The following is a 26,329-nucleotide window of genomic DNA, read 5'->3' on the forward strand; positions in this document are numbered from 1 at the left end:
CAAGTTAGGTGAATCGAGGTATTTTGATGAATCAGAAACAGGAAAAATCATATAAACATTACGCACGTCCAAATGAGCCCAGAGCCGTGATTAACAGGCCACATTATAAAGGCTGGCTAGTCACGATGGCAATTTTGGTCGTTGTGATTATTGCTCTTATTCCTGTTGTTCATCACTTAGCTTCAAGTGATCAGGTCAAGGAGCAGGCTGTTGAATTGCAAAAAACAACCAAAAAGTCGCCTAAAAAACCTGCTAAGCATGTGAAGCAAGAAAAACAAGCGGCTAAAAGCAAACCAAAAAAGGCAAAGGTTGCAGCTAAAAAGCAGCAGGCACCTAAAGTTAAAAAAGCCAAAGCTAAGAAATCCTTGGCTAAAAAGGCGCAAGCCAAAAAGCAGCAGGTGCCAAGTCAATATGTTGTTCAAGTTGGTGATACTTTAACTAGCATTGCCCAAAAGAATAACGTCTTGCCGCAAGAATTAATCCGCCTTAATGGCCTTAGCGCTGACGGCCAAGTATATGCCGGACAAACACTTAAATTGAGATAATTATTAAGAAAGGATAGGGACTATGCGTCCCTTTTTGATTGAATGCAAGTAGCAATTGATGGACCAGCTTCAGCTGGTAAAAGTACAGTCGCAAAAATTATTGCGCAAAAGTTAGATTTTATTTACATTGACACTGGAGCAATGTACCGTGCATGTACGGTAATTGCTCGGTCGCATCACCTTGATTATGGTGATGAAGCTGGAATTTTAAAAGCAATCGACCAGGATGGCATTGAACTTAAAGCTGTTAATGGTGAACAAAAAGTCTTTGCGGGTACGAAAGATATTTCTCGTGAGATTCGGACACCAGAAATTTCTGCCAATGTCTCACAGGTATCTGCTTTGGCTGGTGTACGAGCTAAGATGGTTGTTTTGCAGCGGCAAATGGCCGGAAAAGTAAATGTTATAATGGACGGCCGTGATATTGGGACAACTGTTTTACCTGATGCTGAAGTTAAAATCTTTTTAGTCGCATCACCAAGATCGCGGGCAGAAAGACGGCTGCTCGACTTGCAGGAGCGCGGGATTAAGTCCGATAAAACGGTCGCTGAAATTGAGCAGGACATTGCAGCTCGCGACTATAAAGATTCCCATCGGGAAATTTCGCCGCTGAAAAAGGCATCAGATGCGATTGAAATCGATACAACGACCATGTCAATTGACCAAGTTGTGGCCGCAATTTTGGCTGAAATTAAAAAAAGTCAAAAAAAACTATAAAAAAGGGGTTAAAACAGTAGAAAAATATCTAACTTTCATTTAGAATTAGATTATGATATTGGGAGGTAAATAATGTCAGAAAACAGTAATCAATTTTTAGATGCATTGAAACAAATGCAAGGGGTTGAGGTCGGAGATATCGTCGATGTAGAAGTATTAGACGTTGAAGACGGCCAAATCGATGTTGGTGTTGAAAATGCCGGTGTCGAAGGTGTAATCCCACGTCGTGAATTCACTTCAGACCGCAACGCCGATTTACGTGACCTTGTTAAACCAGGTGACAAGCTTAAGGCTTTAGTTTTAAGAAAAGCCGGTGGCGACAAGGAAAACGGTGAGTTCTTCTTCTCAGTAACTCGTCTTAAGGAAAGAGAAGCTTATGACGAATTACAAAAGGACTTTGAAGCAGGTAAGACAATCGAAGGTACTGTCACAGCTTCTGTTCGTGGTGGTTTATTAGTTGACGTTGGTACTAGAGGATTTTTACCAGCTTCACTTATTTCTAACCGTTACGTTTCCGATCTTAAGCCATACATTGGTAAGACCATGAAACTTAAGATTACCGAAATTGATCCAAGTAAGAATCGTCTGATTCTTTCACACAAGGACTTAATTGAAGAAGAACGTGAAGAAGCCTTTGATAAAGTAGCATCACAATTAGTTGTTGGTGATGTTGTTGAAGGTAAAGTTTCTCGTTTGACTAACTTTGGTGCCTTTGTTGATGTTGGTGGTGTTGACGGTTTAGTTCACATCTCAGAAATTTCATACAAGCACGTTGATAAGCCTAGCGATGTATTAAAGGCTGGTCAAGATGTTAAGGTCAAAGTTATCGGTATTGATGATGACAGACATCGCATCTCCCTTTCAATCAAGCAAACTGAACCTTCTCCATTTGAACAAGCTACTTCAGACTTACACGAAGGCGACATTTTTGAAGGTGAAGTTAAGTCATTGACTAACTTTGGTGCTTTCGTTGAAGTTGCTGACGGTATTCAAGGCTTAGTTCACGTTTCAGAAATTTCATACAAGCACGTGGACAAACCTAGTGATGTTTTGGAAGTTGGCCAAACTGTTAAGGTTAAGGTTTTGAACATTGACCCAAGTGAACGTCGGATTTCACTTTCAATGAAGGCAGCTGATTCTAAAGGCTCTGACAATGAAGGTTCTCGTTCACACAGTTCATACAACAATAACAGAAACTCTGTTAAGAAGTACATGAACAACGAAGACAGCGGTTTCGCTTTAGGTGACATTATTGGTGACCAATTAAAGGACCGTCGTTAATCATAATAAAAAAGCCGACTGTATAGCCGGCTTTTTTTATTTTATAAAGGAGGCTGAAAGATGGTTTTACCAGTAGTTGCAATTGTTGGCCAACCAAATGTTGGTAAATCAACGCTTTTCAACCGGATTATTAATGAGCGTTTAGCAATTGTTGAAGATAAGCCCGGTGTCACTCGTGACCGTAACTATGCCAAGGCTGAATGGATGGGGCAGAAGTTTGACCTAATTGATACAGGTGGTATCACGTGGGAAAATGGCCGCATTGAAGATGAAATTCGGGCGCAAGCAGAAATTGCGATTGATGAAGCTGATGTTATCGTGATTTTGACCAGCGTAACTAACCACCTGACGGACTTAGATGAGCGAATTGCTCATTTACTCTATCGCACCGAAAAACCGGTTATTTTGGCTGTAAACAAGGCTGATAACCCTGAGCAGCGGGCCGATATTTATGATTTTTACAGCTTAGGCTTTGGCGATCCAATCCCCGTATCAAGTGTTCACGGAACAGGAATTGGTGATTTACTTGATCGGATTGTTAGCGAGCTGCCAAAAGACTTAGCTAAAAAAGACGACGACCAAATTTCCTTTAGTGTTATTGGTCGACCAAATGTTGGTAAATCATCGATTGTTAATCAATTAGTCGGTGAGAAGCGCGTTATCGTCAACAATGAAGAAGGCACTACCAGGGACGCTGTTGATAGTCCATTTGTTGGTGAAGATGGCACTAAATTTAGGATTGTCGACACCGCTGGTATCAGACGTCGGGGCAAGGTCTACGAAAAGACGGAGAAGTACTCTGTAATGCGTGCAATGGGGGCAATTGAGCACTCAGACGTTGTTTGTCTTGTCTTAGATGCAAGTACAGGCATTCGCGAGCAAGACAAGCACGTTGCTGGCTATGCCCATGACGCGGGCCGCGGAATTATCATTATTGTTAACAAGTGGGATTTACCAAAGAAGAGCAGCACCAGTGCTAAGGAATTTGAGCAGACAATTCGGCAAGAATTCCAGTATCTTGATTACGCACCGATTTTGTTTGTTTCTGCTAAAACCGGTCAGCGACTTGACCAAATTCCGAAGATGGTTAAGCAGGTTTACCAAAACCAAAATCAACGGATTAAGTCTAGTGTACTCAATGACTTACTGCTAGAAGCAAGTAAATTAGTGCCGACGCCAATGATTAAGGGGAAACGTTTAAGAGTTTACTATATGACCCAAGTGTCAACTAATCCGCCGACATTTGTAGTCTTTGTTAATGATGCAGAATTAATGCACTTTTCTTATCAACGCTTTTTAGTAAATCAATTGCGGGAGAACTTTGATTTTACAGGGACACCAATTAAAATAATAGCGCGTAAGAGAAAGTGATTTGTATATTACAAATATACAAAAAATAATATTTTTAGTAAAAAAGCTTGTTGTAGTAAGGCTTTTGTGCTATTTTGAGTGCATGGAAACAATGATTAAATTGTAATCATTATTTCTTATTCTTCAGTTGAAGAATAAGCTTTGAGTCCAGTTAGGGGGACTCAAATTTTGGGAGGTGAAGTCCAGATGGCAAATAAAGCAGAATTAGTTTCAGAAGTAGCTTCAAGAACTAAATTAACTAAGAAGGACGCAGCTACTGCTGTTGATGTAATTTTTAGCGCAATCCAAGATGATCTTGCAAAAGGTAACAAGGTTCAATTAATCGGCTTTGGTACTTTTGAAGTTCGTGAACGTGCAGCCCGCAAGGGTCGTAACCCACAAACTGGTGATGAAATTGAAATCCCAGCAAGTAAGGTTCCTGCATTTAGACCTGGTAAGGCTCTTAAAGAAGCTGTTAAATAATTTAATAGTTTTATCTTAAAAGACGGTGATGTGATGGTCACCGTCTTTTTTGTTGGGCATAAATAATTCAGGATGTTTCTTGTTAAGCTGATTTTATGTCATAATTAAGGTAATGGAGGGACTAAATGTATTCTGAACAATTACTTGATTCAATTGAAAAACAAGATTTTTCGCAGGAAAAAGTCTTACTAAAAAAGGCCTTGGATAATGATGAACCAGAAGTATTGGCATCTTTAGCTGAAAATTTAACTGGGCTAGGTTTTACTAACTTATCAAAAGAAGTTTATCGCAGCCTGATTGCCCAATTTCCTAAAGAAGACTTATTCAAGGTTTACTTAGCAGAAATTTTACTGAATGATGGCGAAGACGATGATGGCCTGTCACTGCTGTATAACATTAAAGAGGATTCTTCAGCCTATCTTGACAGTCTGTTAGTTCAAGCTGATTACTATCAAACTAACGGCTTGCTCGAGACGGCCCATAGCAAGCTGATGAAGGCTGCTAAATTGGCACCTGATGAAGATATCGTTAAGTTTGGTTTAGCTGAGTTAGACTACTTGAGTGGTCATAATGAGCAAGCTCTAGCTTTGTATCAGGATTTATTAACGCGTCACAAAAACTTTAGTGAGGTCAACCTGATTGATCGCTTGTACCAGACACTGGCAAAATTAGGCCGTTATGAAGAAGCTAGCAAGGTAATCGAAGATCATAGCGGTGATATTTTAGATATTGATAGTAAATATCAGGCTGCCCTGATTATGCTCAATGTTAATAAGGACGACCAGGCAATTACGTATTTGAATGACGTTATCAATCAAAGTCCGGACTATGTGAATGCCTACCCGCTTCTAGCTACAGCTTATGAGCACAAAAATGATAACGAGCAGGTTTTGCGTTCAAGCCAAGCAGGACTGGCCTATAATGAGCTTGATCCAGTATTATACTCTAAGGGTGCACGTGCAGCTGCTAAATTGAACGATTTAAAAACAGCTGAGGATTTACTGACCCGCGGCCTCAAGGTTGAGCCAGAAAATAACGATTTACGGTTGCAATTGTCCAATCTTTATTTACATGAGGGTAAAAATGAGGCCAACCTGCAATTGTTTGCCAAACTCGATGAAAGTGATTTGGAACCACAAGCCCACTGGAATATGGCATTATCTTATGAAAATTTGGATAATAGTGACAAAGCTAAGAGTGAGTTTTTGCTGGCATATCCAGAATTTCAAAGTAATCCCGCTTTTTTGAAGCAAATGATTCGTTTCTTCAACACTGAGGCTAATGCTACCGAAATTGTTTTGCAGCTCTTAGAACGCTATCTAAAGCTGGAACCAGAAGATGGCGAAATGCAGGAATTGTATAACCAATTGGCTGATTAATTAAATTTTTTGGCAAAAAAGACCATGATGTGGCCTTTTTTCTTTGGCGATTTTTCAAGATAATACAAGTGGGTTCGTGTTCTACTTGTAAATAGGCTATAATAAGACATAGCTGCTATTTGAAAATTAATTAAAATAATAGTGCTAATTTACTAACAAAAATTAAAAATAAATAGATGAGTTGATTAATTAATGATGAAAATAAATGAATTACCCGCGATTTTTACCGCGGCGCTTCCTGTCCTTAAGACACTGGAACAAGCAGGCTTTGAGGCATACTTTGTTGGTGGCTCGGTCCGTGACTTGTTACTGGGCCGGCATATCCATGACATTGATATTGCCACTAGTGCTTATCCAGAGGAAGTTAAAGAACTATTTAGTCGATCGATTGATACTGGGATTAAACACGGAACCGTGACCGTCTTATACAATGGCGGCAGTTATGAAATTACAACCTTTAGAACGGAGTCTGGTTACCAAGATTATCGCCGTCCCGATCATGTAACTTTTGTGCAGAATTTAAGTGAAGATCTTAAACGCCGTGACTTTACAATAAATGCACTGGCGATGAACACAAGCGGTGAAATCATTGATTTGTTTGATGGTCTCGGCGATTTGCAAAAGCATGTTATTCGGGCTGTTGGTGATCCGGAAAAGCGTTTTAACGAAGATGCTTTACGCATGATGCGTGCAGTCCGCTTTATGAGTCAATTGCAATTTAGTTTGGAAACAAAAACAGAGCAGGCGGTTAAGGATAACCACCAGCTCTTGCAAAAGATTTCGGTAGAACGGATTCGTGATGAATTTGTTAAGATGGGGATTGGCCCGCATTCACGGCAGGCTTTTCAGGTCTTTTTAGATACGCAATTAAGCGAAGACGTACCGGATTTTGGCGGTAAAAGCGAATTATTGACAATTTACCCAAGCCTAAAGTTTAATCCAGATATCGAAACTAGCTTGTGGGCCATTATTATTATTTTGCTTAAAATCCCTAACGAGCAAATTGCTAAATTTATGCGTGATTGGAAAAATTCAAACGCTATGACAAGCGAAGTTGAAAAAGTGGTTGCGGTCTTTGATTTGCTTTCAGAGCGGACACCAACTGATTTTGAACTTTTTGAAGCAGGAAAAGATATTTTGCTAAACGCAATTGATGTCGCTCATATCTTGGGCCAGCCAGTTAATTCCGAGGCCTTAGTTGACCGCTATGTTGCTCTGCCGATTAAGTCGACAGCTGAACTGGCAATTGACGGCCGGTTTTTAATTAATGCTGGAATTGCTCCGGGACCTCAACTAGGTAATTTATTGACCGAAATTAAGCAAAAAATCATTGCTGGCGAGCTTGAAAACACGACGGATGCAGTTACTGCCTTTTTGGCAAATAATTAGACGTATAACAGGACTGAAAAGTACATTAAGCCCGATCCCAGCATCACAAATAAGTGCCAAATGACATGGATGAAGGGAATACCGCGCATGGTATACAGTAAGGCGCCGACGGTGTAGGCAACACCGCCACCAACAAGTAGCCAAAAGCCGACCGGACTGAGGCGAACATAAAGTGACTGCCCCGAAAAAATCACGAGCCAACCCATGACAACGTACAAAACGGTGTCAAGGATTGTGTGCTTACCACGGTTAAAGATATAGTAAATAATGCCAAAAATGGTCAATGTCCAGATTAGGCTAAATAAAATCCAGCCCCGAATGCCGCCGATAGCTACAAGCGAATACGGCGTGTACGATCCAGCAATTAATAGAAAGATTGATGTGTGATCAAAAATTTGAAAGACATTGCGTGCACGGGTAAAGATTAGGCTATGAAATAGCGTTGAAAATAGGTATAAAAAGACCAAACAAGCACCATAAATACTAAAGGTAACAATACGTAAGGCATTCCCAGTAGCTGCAGCTTTAACGATTAGCAATACTAGACCAGCAACGGCTAGGCCAAAGCCAATTCCGTGAGTAATGGCACTAAAAGTATTGTCTAAAATGTAATATGTTTTTGATCTTGTAGTTGGTTCTTGCCAAAGTTTTTTAAATTTCATTATCAAAATAGTCCAATCCTTTTCTTCTGCACTAAGGTTTTTTGCTATAATGCATGTATTGATATTGTTCACATTTTATCATAAAATGTAACGCGAATTAGAATTGAGGGCAAATACGTTGTCAGAGATAAAAATCATGACGGATTCTTCGGCGCAATTAACGCCAGAAGAAATCGAGAAATATCATATCACAGTTGTCCCACTACTGGTGACGATTGATGATCAAACATATGTTGATGGCGTGGACATTACACGGCAAGAATTTGTCGAAAAAATGACGACATCAAAAGAATTACCTAAGACGAGTCAGCCGCCAATTGGCCGGTTAGTTGATACAATCAATGAGCTAACCGCTGACGGTAGTAGCGTTATCGGGATCTTTTTAGGTAAAGGCTTGAGCGGCACAGTTGATGCGGCAAGACAGGCTGTTAAAATTGCGGGTAAAGCCGATCAAGTAAGTATCGTGGATTCTCAATTGACTGATCGAGCTGAAGGACTGCAAGTTTTAGAAGCCGCTCGCGGTGCTCTTCAGGGACAAAGTGTTCAAGAAATCTTGGCGCACCTGGAGCAAATTAAAAAGACGCAGCGCTTGCGCATGATGATTGTTAATTTGGAAAATATCATTAAGGGTGGACGACTAGGAGCTGTTTCTGGTAAAATTGCTACTTTACTGAACATTCGCATTGAGCTGCAAATGCCTGGTGGCCATTTAAAAGTGGCTAAAAAAGGTCGCGGCAAGAAGTTCTCGCTAGCTTTTGATAATCGGGTGTTAGCCGATATTGAGGCAAACAAGGATAAAATCAAGGAAGTTGGTATTTCTTACGTTTCACTCGATGGTGTGCCGCAGGAATTAAAGGATTTTGCACAAAAAATCAAAGAAATTAATTCTAAAATTGATGTGCTAGTGCGCGAGACCAGCCCAGTAATTGCAACACATGCTGGACTTGGTGCTTATGCAATTTTGTACTATACGGAGTAATAATGGCTTATCGAGAAAGTTTTTATCGTTATTTGATGACGCAGCGTGACAGTGATTCAAATGATGAAGTCGCACAGTTTGCAAATAATGCTCAGAATGATCAGACTTTTCCTAAGCAGGAACAAAATTACGAAAAGCTATCTGATTACCTAGAACTAAATGCGGGTTATTTACCTAGTATGAGTATTTTTGATCAGGCTTATGAGATGTATCGGGAAAAGATGGCGTATTAAGCAAGCTCCTCATTATTTGGGGCTTTTTTAGTGTTAAAGAGGGCAAAAAAATGGCGACAATTCAATGGTATCCGGGACATATGAACAAGGCGCGCAACCAGCTTGAAGACAAGATGGGCTTAATTGACGTCTTAGTTGAAGTTTTAGATGCGCGCATCCCGCAATCATCAAGAAATCCGATGATTGAGGAATTAGTAGGCAATAAACCACACTTAATCATTTTGAATAAGGCGGATTTGGCAGATCCAGTGCTAACTAAGATTTGGCAAAAAAAGCTTACGCAAAAGGGTAAATTCGTCATGGCGATGGACTCACTGCATAATACCAACATGCAGGTGCTAGTCCGGATGATTAAAAAGGCGGCGGCTGATAAAGTTGCTAAATTGGAGGCCAAGGGTGCTTCTAATCCGGTGATTAGAATTGCCCTTGCCGGTATCCCTAACTGTGGTAAGTCAACGATTATTAACCGGTTAGTAGGCCGAAATGTGACTGCTGTTGGAAATAAGCCAGGGGTAACCAAAGGTCAAACTTGGCTTAAGACGCAAAGTAATATTCAAATTTTGGATACCCCGGGAATTTTATGGCCTAAATTTGATGATCAAGAAGTCGGCTATAAATTAGCTGCTTTTGGTGCAATTAAGGACAGCATTTTTCACGCTGATGATGTGGCGCTGTTTTTACTGAAGAATTTGCGCAAATATTATTTGGCCGATTTAGCTAAATTTGCCCGAACAACTAAGGATCAAATTACGCAAATTAACGACACTGACTTATTGCTAGCGATGACTGAAGTTTACGGGATGCGGGACGATTACGACCGCTTCTCGTTATACTTATTGCAGCGTCTGCGTAAGGGTAAGGTTGGTAGAATTACGCTGGACCGCCCATGACAATTAAAGAAATAAAACAGCTGCTTTCAGATAAAGTTAGTGAAGCAGAATTAGCTACTCTAAAGGCTGACCCACGTGCAGGTGTTCAAAAGTTATTGGCCAGTTACTATCGCCGCCAAGAAAAGTTAGCACAAAAACAGGCTGCTTTTTTAACCAGAATGCAATATGAACAGCAGTTTTGGGCTAAGGGGCAAATTGTGGCTGGTGTAGATGAAGTTGGCCGCGGACCATTAGCTGGGCCAGTCGTCACGGCCGCAGTGATTATTGATGCCAATTTTGACTTGCTGGATGTGAACGACTCTAAGAAGCTAAGTCCGCAAAAGCGACAGGAACTATACCCGAAGATTTTGCAAGAAGCAGTAAGTGTTGCTGTGGGTGTTAAAAGCGCCCAAGTAATCGATGAAATTAATATTTATGAGGCGGACCGTTTGGCAATGGCGCAAGCTGTTACGGCGCTTGACTGCAAGCCTGATGCATTATTAGTCGATGCGATGAATGTCCCCGTTGATTTGCCGCAAGTGCGCCTAATCAAGGGGGATGCTAAGTCGAATTCAATTGCGGCAGCCTCGATTGTAGCGAAGGTCTTCCGTGATCGTTTGATGACCGATTACGGTAAAATTTACCTGCAATATCAATTTGCACATAATGTCGGTTACGGCACCAGTGCCCATCTTACTGCTTTAGAAAAGTATGGGCCAACACCAATTCACCGCAAGACCTTTGCACCAGTTAGTGACTTTTTTAAAACAAAATAGAATATATCCTCCTTTTTTACGTATTTGTAATTAGGAGGCTTTTTTAATGGAAAAAACAAATTTTTTGTTACGCCTGAAATTACAAAAGGGACTTGGTTATGTTAAGATGCTGCAGATTGCTAGCCAACTAGATGATGAGCAGGTCACCGTACAAACAATCAAGCAGATGACGCTACCTGCAGCTGTCAAAGAAGCTAGCTTGGCTGCATATAAGCTCGAAAAGTATGGCAAGGTGATTAAGCGAATTAAAAAGCAGTGTCAGGTAATCAGTTTCTTTGATGATAATTATCCCGAGCAATTGCGGCAGATATATCAGCCGCCCCTAATTTTGTTTGCGCGCGGCGATATTACCTTACTACAAAAAAGAATTGTGACAATTGTTGGCTCGCGGCAAGCAACGGCGTATAGTCAGCAAGTTTTGGCGCAACTTGTACCAAATTTAGTTAATAATCATGTGGTAATTGCCAGTGGCCTGGCTAAAGGCGTCGATGTCTTGGCGCATCAAGCCACTTTGCAAAATCATGGCAAAACCATTGCTGTTGTCGGCAACGGACTAAATCATTATTATCCAATGGTTAACCACCAGGTGCAGGAGCAAATCATGCAAAAGGGGCTAATTTTAAGTGAATATTTACCAGATACACCGCCGCGCCCATTTCGTTTTCCTGAGCGCAACCGTATTCTAGCGGGACTTGCGGAAAGCGTTGTGGTAACGGAAGCTAAGGAAAAGTCAGGCTCCTTAATCACGGCCAACTTGGCACTGCAGGAAAATCGTAATGTCTATGCCGTCCCCGGGCCAATTACTAGCCCATTATCGGCGGGACCAAATAAGTTGATTGCAGTGGGTGCTAACCCGATAACGGATTTTAAATTAAATGAAAGATTTGACAACTAGCCATTAAATATTCTATTCTCAGATTAGTATTTTTAAAAAATAGAATTTTAATGAGGAGGCATTTGATGCCTACTAAGTCAAAGCCAAAAAAACGTAAAAAAACATTAGTAATTGTAGAATCGCCGGCAAAAGCCAAGACGATTGAAAAATATTTGGGCCGTAATTATCGGGTAATTGCTTCTAAGGGGCATATTCGCGATTTGCCAAAATCACAAATGGGAATTGATTTTGATAATAATTACAAGCCAAAATATATTTCCATTCGGGGCAAGGGCGATACGATTAAGGAATTAAAGTCGGAAGCTAAAAAAGCCAAAGATGTCTATCTGGCATCCGACCCCGACCGTGAAGGAGAAGCAATTGCTTGGCACGTAGCTCATGCGTTAAATCTTGACGATACAGCTAAGAACCGGGTAACCTTCAATGAGGTTACCAAAGATGCCGTTAAGGAGAGCTTCAAGCATCCCCGTGCAATTGATATGGACACGGTTAATGCTCAGCAGGCACGGCGCATTTTAGACCGGATTGTTGGTTATTCACTGTCACCAATTTTATGGGATAAGGTTAAAAAGGGCTTGAGTGCTGGTCGTGTTCAGTCAGTTGCCTTAAAGCTGGTAATTGACCGGGAAAAAGAGATCAAGAATTTCAAGCCGGAAGAATACTGGACAATTGATGCTGAATTTAAAAAGAACAGTAAAGCATTTAAATCACAATTTTGGGGTGTTGATGGCAAAAAGGAGGAACTGCCAAATAACGATGCTGTTAAGGAAGTTTTAGCTAAAATCGACAAGAAAAAGGCGTTTACTGTCAGCAAAGTTATTGCTCGTGAGCGTCGCCGGCAACCAGCTGCACCTTTTACGACTTCCACAATGCAACAGGAAGCTAACAAACGGCTTAATTACCGCACTCGGCGGACAATGAGTATTGCCCAACAGCTTTATGAAGGAATTAGCCTTGGTAAATCGGGCACAGTCGGCTTAATTACTTATATGAGAACCGACTCTAAGCGGACATCGCCGATTGCTCAAGCTGAAGCCTCGAAGTTTTTAAATGAAAAATATGGCAAAGAATATGCAGCTAAGGGTCAGCGGCACTTTAAGAATGCTCAAGATGCTCAGGATGCCCATGAAGCAATTAGACCGACTAGCATTTATCGGACGCCGGAATCACTCAAGTCAGTTTTAACGACTGAACAATATCGATTGTACAAGCTAATTTGGTCCAGATTTTTAGCTAGTGAAATGACCCCGGCTGTGTATGATACGGTTAGAGCTGATATTGAACAAAATGGGGTTATTTTTAGAACAACTGGCTCAAAGATGAAGTTTGCCGGATTTACTAAGGTTTACGATAATCAACAGGAAAAGAATATCGAATTACCAGATTTAAACGAAGGCGACCAGGTTAAATTAACTAAGTCGGATAACAAGCAGCACTTTACTTTGCCGCCGGCAAGATATACCGAAGCCAGCCTGGTACATTCACTTGAAGAAAACGGCGTTGGCCGTCCTTCGACCTATGCACCAACTATTGATACCATTCAACGGCGCTACTACGTTAAGCTTGAAGGTAAGGCGATTGTGCCGACGGAATTAGGCGAAATCGTTGATAATTTAATCGAAAAGTTCTTCCCTGATATTGTTAACGTTGACTTTACCGCCCAATTAGAAAACGACCTCGACAGCGTTGAGGAAGGCAAGAAAAATTGGGTCAAGGTCATTGACGAATATTATCATCCCTTCAAAAAGGAACTTGATAAGGCAGACGCCGACATCAAGAAGGTCCAGATTAAGGACGAGCCCGCTGGCTTTAATTGTGACATCTGCGGTGCACCAATGGTCATTAAAATGGGCCGTTATGGTAAGTTCTATGCTTGCTCACGCTTCCCTGATTGTCGTAACACTAAGGCAATTGTCAAGAAGATTGGTGTAACTTGCCCTAAATGTGGCAAGGGGGATGTTGTTGAAAAGAAATCCAAGCGTAACCGTAAGTTCTTTGGTTGCTCGCGTTATCCAGAATGCGACTTTGTCTCATGGGATAAACCGATTGGTCGCAACTGCCCTAATGATGGTCACTTTTTGGTTGAAAAGAAAAACAAGAAGGGCTTGGTTGTTCTGTGTCCTAACGGTGACTATAAAGAGGAGCCTAAGGATGAAGGCGCTGTAAAAGAAAGTTAAATTTAAGTTAATATCATCAAGTCAGGTATGGTTTGATGATATTCTTGTATTTAGAAGAAATATTTTTTAGAAAAGGAATATCTTAAGATGCCTAAAAATGTAACAGTAATTGGTGGTGGACTTGCCGGTAGTGAGGCAACGTGGCAATTGGCCAAGCGTGGAATCCAAGTTGATTTATACGAGATGCGCCCCACGAAGTTAACGCCAGCGCACAAGACTGGTAATTTTGCCGAGTTAGTCTGCACCAACTCAATGCGGTCCAACCAGTTGTCAAACGCCGTTGGCCTATTAAAAGAAGAAATGCGGCAACTAGATTCACTTATTTTAGAGGCGGCTGACAAAACTCAGGTTCCAGCCGGTGGTGCCTTAGCAGTTGATCGAGATAAGTTTAGTGAGTATGTCACCCAGAAGCTGCATTCACTCCCTAATGTGACCTTCCATGATGAAGAAATCACGTCAATCCCGCAAGATGGAATTACGGTAATTGCGACTGGCCCTTTGACTAGTGATGCCTTGGCTGACAAAATTCAACAATTTTCTGGAACCGATAGTCTGCACTTCTTTGATGCAGCAGCACCAATTGTGGCGGCCGATTCAATTGATCAGGAGATTGTTTATAAAAAGTCCCGCTATGACCGCGGTGAGGCAGCTTATTTAAACTGTCCGATGACTAAAGAAGAATATGATCATTTTGCTCAAGAGCTAGTTAATGCCGAAACAGCTGAAATGCACGGCTTTGAAAATAGTGAAGTTTTTGAAGGTTGTATGCCAATTGAGGTAATGGCCGCACGGGGAAGTAAAACAATGCTGTTTGGTCCCCTGAAGCCAGTTGGCTTGGAAGATCCCCACACGGGCAAGACGCCGTATGCCGTTGTTCAATTGCGCCAGGATAATGCGGCTGCCTCAATGTACAATATTGTCGGCTTCCAAACGCATCTGAAATACGGTGAGCAAAAACGGGTCTTCTCAATGATTCCCGGTTTAGCCAATGCCCGCTTTGTCCGTTACGGTAAAATGCACCGCAATACCTACATGGCTTCACCAGAAGTCTTAACTGCTAGTTATGAAGCTAAAAAGCAACCTGGTTTGTTCTTTGCCGGACAAATGACTGGCGTTGAAGGTTACGTGGAAAGTGCCGGCAGTGGTTTAGTTGCCGGAATTAATGCAGCTAGAAGAGCGCTGGCAGAAGAACCGGTTGCTTTTCCGAAAGTGACAGCTCTTGGTTCAATGGCTAATTATGTAACTACCACTAGTGCTAAACACTTCCAACCAATGAATGCCAGCTTTGCTTTGATTCCAGGGCTTGAAGGTAAAAAGGTGCGGAATAAGCGTGAGCGCCACGAAAAAATTAGTGAACGCGGCTTAGCCAGTTTAGCTAAATTTAAAGAGGAAGTCTTGGGTTAAATGACAACGCAAGATCAAGAGTTGCAAAGCTTTATTTCTTATTTGCAAAATGAGCGGCATTATAGTTCAAAGACGATCCAGTCTTACCAAACTGATTTGCTTGAGGCAAAGGCATTTTGGCAGGTTAATGGCGGGTTTGTGTCTTGGCAAAAAATTACTGAACGCGATGTTGAGATTTTTTTACAAAATCTTGCAGAGCGGAAATTAGCTAGAACAACGCAAGCTCGTAAGATGTCCAGTTTACGGTCATTTTATCGCTTTTTAACTCGGCGCAAGGTAGTTAAGACTAACCCAACGCAAACAATTGTGCTCCGCAAAAAGACGCGCAAATTGCCCCAATTTTTCTATGCACCGGAAATGAAGCAGGTCTTTGCGACATTGACGGCTAGTGATCCACTAACGGTGCGTAACCTCGCGATGTTTGAGTTGTTTTATACAACTGGGATGCGGGTCAGTGAAGTTAGTGGGTTAAAATTGCCGCAGCTGGACTTAGATTTAAAAGTAATTTTAGTTCACGGTAAAGGCAATAAGGATCGTTATGTCGCTTTTGATGAGCAAACTGAAAAAGCATTAAAGCAGTATTTAACCGACTCCCGGCCGCAACTTCTTGGTCAGCAAACTGATCCGCAAACAGTCTTTTTAAATAATCAAGGTAAGCCAATTACATCACGCGGAATTGAATATGTGATGCAAAAAGTATTTAATAAGGCTGGGGTCAGCGGCAAGGTGCATCCCCATGAACTGCGCCACTCCTTTGCGACGGCAATGCTTAACAACGGTGCCGATCTACGCAGTGTGCAGGAATTACTGGGACATGCGAACTTGTCAACAACGCAAATTTATACCCACGTTACAATGAGCCACTTACAGGCTAATTACGAGCAATTTTTCACTCGTAATAATCAGAAAGATGAGGCAAAATAATGACAACAATTTGTTCAGTGAAATTTAATGGTAAAACAGCAATTGCTGGTGACGGTCAAGTTACATTAGGCGAAAAGGTAATCGCCAAAGCAACAGCTAAAAAGATCCGGCGGATCTATCATGACCGCGTTGTGATTGGCTTTGCCGGCGGTGTTGCGGATGCAGTTAGCTTGCAGGATATGCTGGAAGGCAAACTAGAAGCCTTTGGCGGCGACTTACGTCGTGCTGCCGTTGAGATGGCGCAATCATGGCGCAAAGACCCTACTTTGCAAAAGCTGGAGGCAATGCTGATTGCATTTGATGAAAAGGATTTGTTACTGATTTCTGGAAATGGTGAAGTGCTGGAACCAGACGAAAACGTTGTCGCAATTGGTTCTGGTGGTAACTTTGCTCAGGCTGCCGCAATTGCTTTGACAAGACATTCAACAGGAATGTCGGCTGAAGAAATTGCACATGAAGCAGTGGAAATTGCTTCAGGAATTGATATTTTTACTGATAATCAAATTATCACGGACGAACTCTAATTAGGAGAAAAATTCATGGAAACAAAAACGCCAAAACAAATTGTTAATTTGCTAAATGAGTACATTATTGGGCAAGATGAAGCAAAAAAGGCGGTGGCGATTGCCCTTTATAACCGCTATCGCCGCATGCAATTGCCAAAGAAAATGCAGGAGGACATCACACCTAAGAACTTGCTGATGGCTGGTCCTACCGGTGTTGGTAAAACGGAAATTGCTCGGCGGCTTGCTGCAATTGTTCAGGCTCCTTTTGTTAAGGTTGAGGCAACTAAGTTTACCGAAGTTGGTTATGTCGGCCGCGATGTTGAGTCAATGGTGCGCGATTTAGTCAATGAAGCTGTTCGCATGGAAGAAAAGGACCAATTTGACCGTGTCCGTGCTCAAGCGGCTAAGGAAGCCAATAAGATTTTGGTTCGGTTATTGGTTCCCGGAATTAAGCACGAAAAGCGCCAAAATCAGATGCAGGAAATGCAAGATATGATGTCAATGCTAATGGGCGGCAGTCAAACTGATAAGCAACCTGCTGACCAAGAAGAAGTCACCGATGATATTCGCAATCAGCGGTTGACGGTTTCCGAGCAGCTGAATAAGGGTTTGTTAGAAAATCGTGAAGTGACGATTGAGGTTGAGCAGGCACCAAAGGTTAATCCAATGGGCGACATGATGGGCCAAATGGGACTTGATATGAGCTCAATGCTGAGTGATTTGGTTCCTAAAAAGAAGGTTAAGCGGACTTTACCGGTTAAGGATGCACGCGAAGTCTTAATTCAAGAAGAATCGCACAAGCTGATTGATTACGATACCCTTTACCAAAAGGCAATTGAGCGCACAACTAACAACGGAATTATTTTTATTGATGAAATTGATAAAATTACTTCAGGCAATAAGAAAAACTCCGGCGAGGTTTCTCGTGAAGGTGTGCAACGTGATATTTTGCCAATCGTCGAAGGCTCAACTGTGCAGACCAAATACGGTCCAGTTTCTACCGACCATATTCTGTTTATTGCTGCAGGGGCATTCGCAGAAACTAAGCCAAGTGACCTGATTCCTGAATTACAAGGACGTTTTCCAATTAGAGTTGAATTAAATGCCCTGTCTAAAGATGACTTCGTTAAGATTTTAAAAGATCCAGCAGACTCATTATTAGAGCAATATGTTGCCTTGCTGCATGCAGACGGTGTCAAATTAATCTTTACACAAGAAGCCATTGATCGCATCGCACAAATTGCCTACGACGTTAACCAAGGAACAGACAATATCGGGGCAAGAAGACTGGCAACTATCCTTGAAAAATTGCTCGAAGATGTGCTGTATGAAGGCCCAGACATGGAAATGGGAGAAATTACTGTGACCGAAGCATATGTTAATGAAAAACTTAGTGATATAATAACAAATAAAGATTTGACTAAGTTTATTCTTTAACAAAGGATGATGAGTAAGATGGACTACATTATCAAAAATACAATTTTACAAGTTGTTATTTCAAGCAAGGGTGCCGAATTGCAAAGCATTAAAAGTCAGCACAGCGGTTACGAATATCTCTGGCAGGCAGACCCCAATGTGTGGGGACGTCATGCGCCGGTGTTATTTCCAATTGTTGGTCGGCTTAAAAATGATGAATACACTTATCAGGGTAAGACCTATCACATTACGCAACATGGCTTTGCTCGTGATATGGAATTTAGTGTTGAGCAGCAGACTGCTGAGAGTATTACCTTTTTGCTAAAAGACACTCCAGAAACAAGGAAGATTTATCCGTTTAAGTTTGAATTGCGGGTTAATTATAATTTGTTGAATAATTTGCTTGAAGAAAACTTCAGTGTGACGAATAAGTCCGCTGGTGAAATGATTTTTGGTATTGGTGGTCATCCAGGATTTAATATTCCAACAACTAATTCGATTAGTAAGGAAGATTATTACTTTAGTACGAAGCCTTCGGTTGCTAGAGTGCAAATTCCATTAAAGGGTTCATATCTTGACTGGGATAATCGCTCTCTTGCTTCTACCAACAGCCTAATTACGTTAAGCGATCATTTATTTAAGAATGATGCTCTGATTTTTCAAATGAGCGGTCATGATAATAAGGTGTCCCTTAAAACAGAGACGAGTGCTTTTCACGTTAATGTTTGGCTGCGGGATGCACCATTTGTTGGTGTTTGGTCGCAGTACCCGCAAACAGCCGATTATGTATGTATCGAGCCGTGGTGGGGAATTGCTGACAGAAGTGATACTAACGGTAAGTTAGAAGATAAATATGGGATGAACCATTTAGCTCATGATGCTACTTTTACGGCTGGTTTTGGCATGGCTTTTCATGATCAAGATTAAGCAAAAAAGAGACACTAACGTGTCTCTTTTTAATTATAATTAACACTTGCGAACAATTGTTCGAATAGATATAATATAAAAGCCAGTAAACTAAGGTTTAGCTGGCTGTATTTATTTCTAGTTTATAACTTGTGGTGGCTTTTTTTATACCAATAAAGCAAGCCAAAGGGAATAATATTCTCGTTGTGGTGCTCAAGGCGCTTAATGTTATCTCGATGTCTTGTAAAAAGAATAATGAGCATGACGCCCGCGATTACGGTTAAGAAAATATCGTGAAAGAAAAACGTCGCGATAAAAATTGCGGTAATCGAAATTAGGCTTGATAGGCTGACATACGATGTAATAAAGACTAACGGTAAGAAGATTACCGCACAAACGCCAAAGAATTGGAGATTGTAGCCTAAAAAGACACCGGCGCTAGTCGCAACTGCCTTGCCTCCCTTAAATTTAAGGAAGATTGAAAAGGTATGTCCTAAAACGGCTAGCCCGCCACAAATTAATAAGACATACTTAGGTGTCCCCAGATGCAAGAGCCGCGGCAAGCAAGTTGCAAGCGTCCCCTTAAGGACATCGACGACGAGCACAAAGCTGCCGGCAAGTGGTCCCAGAACCCGAAATGAGTTGGTGGTACCGATGTTTCCCGAGCCATAATTACGGATGTCTTCATGGAAAAATAGTTTGCCAATGATTACCCCCGTCGGGAAGGATCCAATTAAGTATGCTAGAATAAATACCAGTAATAATTTCAAATTTATCATTTAAATCCCGCTCTCTTAGTGTCTTAAAGCTATTTTAGCAAAGATTAAGCAATATGCGGTGACTTTTTAGATGATTTAATAACTGGAGGAGTTTATTTGGCTAAAATAAATAAAAAAACAAATTCTTACGATGACTCGTCAATTCAGATTCTTCACGGTTTAGAAGCGGTTCGGAAGCGGCCCGGAATGTATATTGGGTCAACTGATATTCATGGCTTGAATCAATTGGTTTATGAAATTGTCGATAATTCAGTTGATGAAGCGATGGCCGGTTATGGTAAAGAAATTGACGTGACCATTCATCAGGATAATAGCGTAACTGTGCGCGATTTTGGTCGGGGGATGCCGACGGGGATGCACAAGTCAGGAAAACCAACGATTGAAGTTATCCTGACTGTTTTGCATGCCGGTGGTAAGTTTACCGAACAAAACTATAAGACATCAGGTGGTCTGCATGGTGTTGGGTCTTCAGTTGTCAACGCTCTGTCCAGTTATCTAAAAGTTAGAGTTGTGCGTGATGGCAAAGCTTATGAGGAAGAATTTGCTAATGGTGGTCATCCAGTAGGAACTTTAAAGTCGCTGGGTAAAACCAAAGAAAAAGACGGCACAACTATTACTTTTAAGCCTGATGAGACCATCTTTTCAACTACTAAGTATAAATACGAGACTATCCAAGAGCGGATTCGTGAGTCTGCCTTCTTGTTAAAGGGTGTGCGTTTTATCTTAAATGATGAACGTGAGCCGGAGCATCACGACGATTTCAAGTATGACGATGGGATTAAGTCCTTTGTGTCCTACTTGAATGAGGGCAAAGACACCCTGAACGATGTGTTTTATTTTGAAGGCAAACAGGACGGGATGGAAGTTGAGTTTAGCGGTCAATACAGCGACAGCTATTCAGAAAACTTGGTTTCCTTTGTTAATAATGTCAGAACCTCTGACGGTGGTACTCATGAAGTTGGTGCCCGCAGTGGTTTCACTCGTGCCTTTAACGATTATGCCAAAAAACAAGGCTTGCTTGGTAAAAAAGATAAAAATATTGATGGCTCAGATTACCGTGAAGGCCTCAGTGCTGTCCTTTCAGTCAAAATTCCAGAAGAACTACTTGAGTTTGAAGGTCAGACTAAGGGTAAATTAGGAACACCACAAGCTCGTTCGGTAGTTGATACGCTTGTTTACGAGCAGATGTCGTACTATTTAATGGAAAACGGTGAGTTAGCCCAAGACCTCGTTAAAAAGGCTCAGCGAGCACGAGACGCCCGTGAAGCAGCTAAAAAAGCTCGTAACGAGAGTCGCAATGGTAAAAAACGCCGCAAGAAAGAAGTATTGTCCGGTAAGTTAACCCCAGCTCAATCACGTAATCCCAAAAAGAACGAATTATTTTTGGTCGAGGGTGATTCTGCCGGTGGTTCTGCTAAACAAGGCCGAGACCGCAGATTTCAGGCAATTTTGCCGCTGCGAGGCAAGGTTTTAAACACCCAAAAAGCTAAATTACAAGACATTTTTAAAAATGAAGAAATTAACACCATGATTTATACCATTGGTGCTGGTGTTGGTGCCGAATTCAAGGCCGAAGACTCTAATTACGACAAAGTAATTATCATGACGGACGCCGATGATGATGGTGCACATATTCAAATTCTGCTGCTGACATTTTTCTACCGGTACATGCGACCAATGATTGAGCAAGGTAAGGTCTATATTGCTTTGCCACCTCTTTATCGTCTGCAAAAAGGCCGCGGTAAAAAGGCACAGGTCAAGTATTCTTGGACTGATGAGGAATTAGCAACCGACGAGAAAAATATGGGTCGTGGCTATGCTTTGCAAAGATTCAAAGGTTTAGGTGAAATGAATGCCGAGCAATTGTGGCAAACAACCATGAACCCAGAATCCAGAATGTTAATTCGGGTGAAGATTGATGATGCGGCTCTTGCTGAACGCCGAGTTACGACTTTGATGGGTGATAAGGTTGCTGCTAGACGGAAATGGATTGAACAGAACGTTAAGTTTAGAATGGGCGAGAACGCGTCAATCTTAGAAGAAGAAAATGAGTAAAGAGGTTTTTAATTAATGGCGATAAAAGAACGAATTCGTGAAATGCCGCTTGAGCAGGTCATGGGTGAACGATTTGGACGGTATTCCAAATACATCATTCAGGAACGGGCTCTTCCGGATATTCGTGATGGCTTAAAGCCAGTGCAAAGAAGAATCCTTTACGCAATGTATCAGGATAACAATACGTACGACAAGCCGTTTAAGAAAGCAGCCAAGGCTGTAGGAAACATCATGGGTAATTTCCACCCCCACGGCGACAGTTCCATATATGGTGCGCTAGTCCACTTATCACAAGACTGGAAAATGCGTGAGCCGTTAGTTGAAATGCACGGTAACAATGGTTCAATGGACGGTGATGGTCCGGCTGCCATGCGTTATACGGAATCACGGCTAAACAAGATTTCCAATATGCTATTGCAGGACATTGACAAGGAAACCGTCAACATGGTGCTTAATTTCGATGATACGGAATATGAGCCGACGGTTTTACCGGCCAGATTTCCTAACCTGCTGGTGAACGGTTCAACGGGGATTTCTTCAGGTTATGCCACAGATATTCCGCCACACAATCTGTCAGAAGTGATTGATGCCACGATATATTTGTTAAAGCACCCAGATGCTACGCTAGACGACTTAATGAAGTATGTTCAGGGGCCAGATTTCCCTACTGGTGCAATTGTTATGGGCCAAAAGGGATTGCGTGAAGCTTATGAGACGGGGCGCGGCCGCATTCAGGTGCGGGCTAAGACGTCAATTCAAGAAATTCGTGGCCACCGGCAAGAAATTGTAATTACCGAAATTCCATTTGCCGTCAATAAGGCTTTGATGGTTAAGAAGATGGATGAAATTCGTCTTAATAAGGAGATTGACGGGATTGCGGAAGTTCGTGATGAGACAGACCGGCATGGTTTATCAATCGTTGTTGAGCTTAAAAAGGACGCTGACGCGCAAAACATTTTAAACTATCTGTTCAAGAACACCGAGCTGCAGGTTTCTTATAACTTTAACATGGTTGCAATTGATAATATGACGCCTGTTCAAGTTGGTTTAAAGCACATTTTGGCTTCCTACCTTGACCATGAAAAGGACGTTGTGATTAAGCGAACCAAGTTTGATTTAAATAAGGCACAAAACCGTTTAGAAATCATTCAGGGCCTAATTCACGCAATGGACATCTTGGATCAAGTGATTAAGGTTATTCGGGCATCCAAGAATAAGGCTGATGCTAAGAAAAATTTGACGGCTGAATTTGATTTTACGCCAAGACAGGCAGAAGCCATTGTATCCTTGCAGTTGTATCGTTTAACCAATACCGATGTTGATGCTTTAATTGCTGAACAAACTGATTTAAACAAAAAGGTTGAGCAGTATCAGCAATTGTTATCTGACAAGAAGGTTTTAGAAAAAGAAATTATTCGTGAGTTATCAGCTGTTAAACGGGAATTTGGTAATCCGCGGCGAACAGAAATTTCTACTGCCACTGCCAAAATTCAAATTGATGAAAAAGCATTGGTTGCTGACGAACAAGTTCGGGTTTTAATTAGTCATGATGGCTATTTAAAGCGCTCGTCCTTACGTTCGTGGCAATCAAGCGATGATGCAGAAAACGGTTTGCCTGATGGTGATGACGTTGTCTTTGAAAAGACAATTTCAACTTTAGCTAACCTGTATCTGTTTACTAATCGCGGGAATGTCATTTATCGGCCGGTTCACGAGCTAGTTGAAACAAAATGGAAAGAAACTGGGCAGCACCTGTCGCAAGAAATCGGCTTACCAAGTGAAGAACAGATAATTCGCGTCTTTGCGTTTGACAAATTGGACAAGAATATTAACTTCTTGCTAGCTACCAATGATGGCTATATCAAGCAGCTGGAACTGGCTAATTTGCAACCGACCAGGACTTATCGTTCTAGAGCAATGGGCGCTATGAAGATGAAGTCACAAGCAAGTCAAGTGGTGCGCGTTGATGTTGTTCAACCTGATACAAAGGCAGAAATCATCTTGTTCACGCATGATGCTTATGCTGTTCGCTATGACGTAAGTGAAATACCGACATCTGGAGCTAAAGCTGTCGGAGTTAAATCCGTTAATTTGAAGGATGATGATTTTATCGTGTCCTACATCTTAGTTGATCCTGAATATCTTGACCTAATTAAAGTTGGTTTGATTACACAACGAGGTGCTTTCAAGCAATTCAAAGTTAAGCTGATTAATAAGGTTTCGCGTGCTAAACGCGGCGTGCTTGTTTTACGTGAGTTAAAGACAAAGCCGCATCGAATTTCAGCATTAGTATCTTATGGTCAAAATCATACTTTAATAATTGTTTCTAGTAGTAAAAGAAAAGTAACATTGCAAACTAGTGATTATCCATTGGGAGATCGTTACTCAAATGGATCGTTTGTAATTGACACAGTAAGCGATGGCCAACCTGTTGACTTGATTTTGGGACAACCACTAAGTTGTTAATAATTGAAGGGCTTACAATTTTTAAATCAAAATTTTAAAAATCGTTTATAAATTTGTAAAATATTTTAAATTATACTTTGACATGAGCCCGATTTTATTTGATAATACATGTAAATATATTCTTACTAAGATAGAGGAAGTTTTTTACATGCCTAAAACAGATACAATACTTTCAACAAAGTCCTTACATTATTTTTTACAACTAATCGATACGATGAATTATACGCAGGCTGCTCAAATATTGGGTATTACACAGCCAGCGCTGACGCAGCAAATTAAAAAGATTGAGCATGCGATTGGAACACCGCTGTTTGGTCAAATGGGGAAGAAGCTCTATTTAACTGAAGCTGGTAAAGAACTGCAGACTGGTGCCATTAAGCTATTAAATACAATTAATTCAGTTGTAAGCGGCATTCAAGAGTTTACTCAAGCTGATAAAGGTCAAATCTCAATTGGTATTTTGGATAGCATTAATTCAGAAATATTGCGGAAGTTCTTGGTTGGCTTCAACCAAAAGAATCCTGATATTGTTCTTAATGTGACTTATTATGACCGCAAAAATTTGTGGTACAGCTTAGACAATAACTTAATTGATATGGCAGTTATGTTCTGGCCTGACAGTACTAAGAAGAGCCAGGCTGAATTGCAGAATCAATATGAGCACGCAACTGTTTATGAAGATCAATTAACGGTCTTAACACATAAGGATACAGTTGAGGCAGGGAAGTCATATCCGATTTCTCGCTTTGCTCATCGTGAATGGGTCGCTTATCCAGATGGCTTTTACTTAACTCAGTTAATGAAGAAAAAGCTGGGTAATAAGACTAATATCAAGGATTGCTTAACTGTTCCAATCAGCTTGTCATCAACAGAGCAATTAATTAAGACCGCTCAAGAAACTGATTATGACACGTTTGTCAGTGATGCATATTACCAAGCTCATAAAGATGAGATCAAGCTGACACCAATTCATTTAAAAGAAGTTGAACCATTTGCTGTTTCATTAGTTTATCGTAAAGGTAAAAAGGCTGTTCCTCGGATCAATAATATTTTGACCGAATTCAAAAATTTCTTGGATAAATAACGTCTATTAGCTAAAATAGAATAGAACGATAAATTTTATAAAAGAAGAAAGAGGAAGATTAATGGAAAAAGAGTTAGTTTTTGGTCACCAAAATCCTGATACTGATGCGATTGGGACCGCGATAGCTTACTCATACTTGCAAAACAAGTTGGGTTTTAACACTGAAGCTGTTGCACTTGGCGAACCTAATGATGAAACTGCCTATGCTTTAAAGAAGTTTGGTTTTGAAGCACCACGGGTAATTAAGACTGCTGCCAATGAGGTTGACAAGGTAATGCTGGTTGACCACAATGAGCCGCAACAGAGTGTATCTGACATTGATCAGGTGACAGTAACCCACGTTGTTGACCACCACCGGATTATGAACTTTGATACTAGTGCACCATTGTTTTATTTAGCAGAGCCTGTTGGTTGTACAAGTACAATTATGTGGAAGTTGTACAAACACTTTGGTGTAGAAATTCCGCAAAACATTGCTGGAATTATGTTGTCAGCAATTATTTCCGATACTTTGCTGCTCAAGTCACCAACTACTACTGATGACGACCACGAAGCTGTTGAAGCTTTAGCTAAGATCGCCGGTGTTGATTACAAGACTTATGGTCTTGACGAATTAAAGGCTGGTACTAACATTGCATCTAAGTCAGAAGAAGACTTAATTGATTTAGATGCCAAGAGCTTTGCCCTTAACGGCAAGAATGTTCGGGTTGCTCAAATTAACGTTGTTGACTTGCCAGAAGCAATGGAACGCAAAGATGCTTTCTTAAAAGCAATGCAAGCAGCATCAGATGCTAACAACTACGACATGTTTATGCTGTTAATTACCAATGTCCTTGATTCTGATTCAACTGCTCTTGTAGTAGGCTCAGATGAAGCTCAAGCAGCATTTGAAAAGGCCTTTGGTAAGGTTACTGACTCAGAAATTAGCTTACCAGGAGTTGTTTCGCGTAAGAAGCAAGTTGTCCCGCCGCTAACTGAAGCCTTTAACTAAAATTGAATAACAAAAAAGACGAAGTAGGGAATTGATCCTACTTCGTCTTTTTTGATTTTTGAA

24 protein-coding genes are annotated in these 26,329 nt (G+C 41.1%); 22 read left to right on the forward strand and 2 right to left on the reverse strand.

Annotated features, from left to right (window positions below; all coding sequences use genetic code 11):
• Positions 1–26 precede the first annotated feature (26 nt).
• The 7 genes from OZX63_RS04590 to OZX63_RS04620 all read left to right on the forward strand — a co-directional run bounded on the left by OZX63_RS04590 (position 27) and on the right by OZX63_RS04620 (position 7,144).
• Positions 27–545 (forward strand): LysM domain-containing protein, encoded by a 519-nt coding sequence (locus OZX63_RS04590; protein ID WP_277145020.1) that lies wholly within the window; start codon positions 27–29, stop codon positions 543–545.
• A gap of 42 nt (positions 546–587) precedes the next feature.
• Complete coding sequence (gene cmk, locus OZX63_RS04595) at positions 588–1,262, forward strand: (d)CMP kinase (RefSeq protein ID WP_277145023.1); 675 nt, start codon at positions 588–590, stop codon at positions 1,260–1,262.
• 72 nt (positions 1,263–1,334) lie between these two features.
• Positions 1,335–2,543 (forward strand): 30S ribosomal protein S1, encoded by a 1,209-nt coding sequence (gene rpsA / locus OZX63_RS04600; RefSeq protein ID WP_277132701.1) that lies wholly within the window; start codon positions 1,335–1,337, stop codon positions 2,541–2,543.
• 60 nt (positions 2,544–2,603) lie between these two features.
• Entirely contained in the window at positions 2,604–3,914 is a 1,311-nt protein-coding gene (der, locus tag OZX63_RS04605; RefSeq protein WP_277145025.1) for a ribosome biogenesis GTPase Der, read from the forward strand.
• 186 nt (positions 3,915–4,100) lie between these two features.
• Positions 4,101–4,376, forward strand: coding sequence for an HU family DNA-binding protein (locus OZX63_RS04610; RefSeq protein WP_277132704.1), 276 nt, complete (start codon positions 4,101–4,103; stop codon positions 4,374–4,376).
• 125 nt (positions 4,377–4,501) lie between these two features.
• Complete coding sequence (locus tag OZX63_RS04615) at positions 4,502–5,755, forward strand: tetratricopeptide repeat protein (protein WP_277145027.1); 1,254 nt, start codon at positions 4,502–4,504, stop codon at positions 5,753–5,755.
• Between the two features lie 192 nt (positions 5,756–5,947).
• Positions 5,948–7,144 carry a CCA tRNA nucleotidyltransferase gene (locus OZX63_RS04620; protein ID WP_277145029.1) on the forward strand — a complete coding sequence of 399 codons (1,197 nt, stop codon included), beginning with the start codon at positions 5,948–5,950 and terminating at the stop codon, positions 7,142–7,144.
• Here the strand turns inward: OZX63_RS04620 and OZX63_RS04625 are convergent.
• Positions 7,141–7,806, reverse strand: a complete 666-nt coding sequence (locus OZX63_RS04625) for a hemolysin III family protein (RefSeq protein WP_277145031.1) — start codon at positions 7,804–7,806, stop codon at positions 7,141–7,143. The genes OZX63_RS04620 and OZX63_RS04625 overlap by 4 nt on opposite strands.
• Positions 7,807–7,924: 118 nt before the next feature.
• Between OZX63_RS04625 and OZX63_RS04630 the strand changes: the two genes are divergently transcribed.
• The 11 genes from OZX63_RS04630 to OZX63_RS04680 all read left to right on the forward strand — a co-directional run bounded on the left by OZX63_RS04630 (position 7,925) and on the right by OZX63_RS04680 (position 18,912).
• A complete protein-coding gene (locus OZX63_RS04630; RefSeq protein WP_277145032.1) occupies positions 7,925–8,785 on the forward strand; it encodes a DegV family protein in 861 nt (286 codons plus the stop codon).
• Positions 8,786–8,787: 2 nt separating this feature from the next.
• Positions 8,788–9,018 (forward strand): YozE family protein, encoded by a 231-nt coding sequence (locus tag OZX63_RS04635; RefSeq protein ID WP_277145034.1) that lies wholly within the window; start codon positions 8,788–8,790, stop codon positions 9,016–9,018.
• Between the two features lie 50 nt (positions 9,019–9,068).
• Positions 9,069–9,908: a ribosome biogenesis GTPase YlqF gene (gene ylqF, locus OZX63_RS04640; RefSeq protein ID WP_277145036.1), complete on the forward strand. Its 840-nt coding sequence runs from the start codon at positions 9,069–9,071 to the stop codon at positions 9,906–9,908.
• Entirely contained in the window at positions 9,905–10,663 is a 759-nt protein-coding gene (locus OZX63_RS04645; protein ID WP_277145039.1) for a ribonuclease HII, read from the forward strand. The genes ylqF and OZX63_RS04645 overlap by 4 nt, the downstream gene beginning before the upstream one ends.
• A 46-nt stretch (positions 10,664–10,709) precedes the next feature.
• Positions 10,710–11,558 carry a DNA-processing protein DprA gene (gene dprA / locus OZX63_RS04650; protein ID WP_277145041.1) on the forward strand — a complete coding sequence of 283 codons (849 nt, stop codon included), beginning with the start codon at positions 10,710–10,712 and terminating at the stop codon, positions 11,556–11,558.
• A gap of 65 nt (positions 11,559–11,623) precedes the next feature.
• On the forward strand, positions 11,624–13,735 hold the full coding sequence (gene topA, locus OZX63_RS04655; RefSeq protein WP_277145043.1) for a type I DNA topoisomerase: 2,112 nt from the start codon (positions 11,624–11,626) through the stop codon (positions 13,733–13,735).
• 87 nt (positions 13,736–13,822) lie between these two features.
• Positions 13,823–15,139 carry a methylenetetrahydrofolate--tRNA-(uracil(54)-C(5))-methyltransferase (FADH(2)-oxidizing) TrmFO gene (trmFO, locus tag OZX63_RS04660; protein WP_277145045.1) on the forward strand — a complete coding sequence of 439 codons (1,317 nt, stop codon included), beginning with the start codon at positions 13,823–13,825 and terminating at the stop codon, positions 15,137–15,139.
• A complete protein-coding gene (gene xerC / locus OZX63_RS04665) occupies positions 15,140–16,063 on the forward strand; it encodes a tyrosine recombinase XerC (RefSeq protein WP_277145047.1) in 924 nt (307 codons plus the stop codon). It begins immediately after the preceding gene.
• Positions 16,063–16,587 (forward strand): HslU--HslV peptidase proteolytic subunit, encoded by a 525-nt coding sequence (hslV, locus tag OZX63_RS04670; protein ID WP_277132724.1) that lies wholly within the window; start codon positions 16,063–16,065, stop codon positions 16,585–16,587. The genes xerC and hslV overlap by 1 nt, the downstream gene beginning before the upstream one ends.
• 15 nt (positions 16,588–16,602) lie before the next feature.
• Positions 16,603–18,006 carry an ATP-dependent protease ATPase subunit HslU gene (gene hslU, locus OZX63_RS04675; protein ID WP_277145049.1) on the forward strand — a complete coding sequence of 468 codons (1,404 nt, stop codon included), beginning with the start codon at positions 16,603–16,605 and terminating at the stop codon, positions 18,004–18,006.
• Positions 18,007–18,024: 18 nt separating this feature from the next.
• Complete coding sequence (locus tag OZX63_RS04680) at positions 18,025–18,912, forward strand: aldose 1-epimerase family protein (protein WP_277145051.1); 888 nt, start codon at positions 18,025–18,027, stop codon at positions 18,910–18,912.
• Positions 18,913–19,034: 122 nt separating this feature from the next.
• On the opposite strand, the gene plsY is transcribed toward OZX63_RS04680, so the two are convergent.
• Positions 19,035–19,670: a glycerol-3-phosphate 1-O-acyltransferase PlsY gene (plsY, locus tag OZX63_RS04685; protein ID WP_277145052.1), complete on the reverse strand. Its 636-nt coding sequence runs from the start codon at positions 19,668–19,670 to the stop codon at positions 19,035–19,037.
• Between the two features lie 96 nt (positions 19,671–19,766).
• On the opposite strand from plsY, the gene parE reads away from it, so the two are divergent.
• From parE to OZX63_RS04705, 4 genes are all read left to right on the forward strand, one after another.
• A complete protein-coding gene (gene parE, locus OZX63_RS04690) occupies positions 19,767–21,725 on the forward strand; it encodes a DNA topoisomerase IV subunit B (RefSeq protein WP_277145054.1) in 1,959 nt (652 codons plus the stop codon).
• A 15-nt stretch (positions 21,726–21,740) separates the two neighbouring features.
• Positions 21,741–24,191: a DNA topoisomerase IV subunit A gene (gene parC / locus OZX63_RS04695; RefSeq protein WP_277145056.1), complete on the forward strand. Its 2,451-nt coding sequence runs from the start codon at positions 21,741–21,743 to the stop codon at positions 24,189–24,191.
• A gap of 148 nt (positions 24,192–24,339) precedes the next feature.
• Positions 24,340–25,275 (forward strand): LysR family transcriptional regulator, encoded by a 936-nt coding sequence (locus OZX63_RS04700; protein WP_277145058.1) that lies wholly within the window; start codon positions 24,340–24,342, stop codon positions 25,273–25,275.
• Positions 25,276–25,336: 61 nt separating this feature from the next.
• Positions 25,337–26,266: a manganese-dependent inorganic pyrophosphatase gene (locus tag OZX63_RS04705; RefSeq protein WP_277145060.1), complete on the forward strand. Its 930-nt coding sequence runs from the start codon at positions 25,337–25,339 to the stop codon at positions 26,264–26,266.
• Positions 26,267–26,329: the final 63 nt, after the last annotated feature.

Source organism: Lactobacillus sp. ESL0700 (assembly GCF_029392095.1).
In the GTDB taxonomy this organism is placed as follows: Bacteria; Bacillota; Bacilli; order Lactobacillales; family Lactobacillaceae; genus Lactobacillus.